At 56.5% G+C, this 1,048-nt stretch carries 1 pseudogene; it reads left to right on the top strand.

The window, feature by feature from the left end:
- Positions 1-171: 171 nt before the first annotated feature.
- A pseudogene (locus AC2D8P_RS16595) lies at positions 172-1,048 on the top strand (hypothetical protein); the annotation flags it as partial.

The following is a 1,048-nucleotide window of genomic DNA, read 5'->3' as shown; positions in this document are numbered from 1 at the left end:
CGCAAACTCGCCAAGATCTTTCCTGCACCGCAGCATCCGCGAAAAGCCTGAAAACAGAAAGGCTTGCGGTCGCAAAAACCAAGCATCAGTCACCCTCATAACACGGTGTTTTTCAACAGAATCCGCCAACCACCATACTGGTTAATGAGGCGGTTTATGGGGGAATTGATTATGAACAGATTGAATGTGGCGCTGTGTGCGCTGATTGCGGGTGGTGCACTGACCGGTGCGGCGCTGGCGGATGATTTTATTATTGATGTACCTGTGGTCACCACCAATGGCGGCAACACGCTGGATGGGGATGACACGATCACGGTGACGGGTTCCGGATCGGTGGCCACGGTTGGAGATTTAAATTACGGCCTGTTTGCCTCTGGCGCCAACAACACCCTGACCAACACCGCAACCGGCACAATCACAACAGTTGGGGATGAGGCTTATGGTCTCTACGCCGACGGCGCTGGCAACACCCTGACCAACAGCGGAACGGTGACAACGGGTGATGATGTTGGCGGGACGGGCGAAGAGGCTCATGGCCTTTATGCCGTTGGCGACAACAACACCCTGACCAACAGCGGAACGGTCACGACGAGCGGGATTTTAGCCCACGGCCTTTATGCCGATGGCGCCAACAACACCCTGACCAACAGCGGCACGGTGACGACGAATGGATCTTCCGCCCGCGGGCTTAGCGCTACTGGCGGCAGTAACACCCTGACCAACAGCGGGACGGTGACAACGAGTGGAAGTTTTGCCCGCGGCCTTTTTGCAGATGGCGACAACAACACCCTGACCAACAGCGGCACGGTGACAACGAGTGGAGGTTTTGCCTGCGGCCTTCGTGCCAATGGCGATGGCAACACCGTGACCAACAGCGGAACGGTGACAACGGGTAAACCTAGTGCCTTTGGCCTTTATGCCAGTGGCGATGGCAACACCGTGACCAACAGCGGGACAGTCATTTCACAGCAATCATACTCAGTACGTATGGTTGGCGCTGACGCGATGCTGAACCTCAATCAGGGGTCGGTTCTGGTGGGTGACGTTA

Source organism: Roseovarius sp. YIN77, from assembly GCF_057219155.1.
This window is presented reverse-complemented; position numbering and strand designations above follow the sequence as displayed.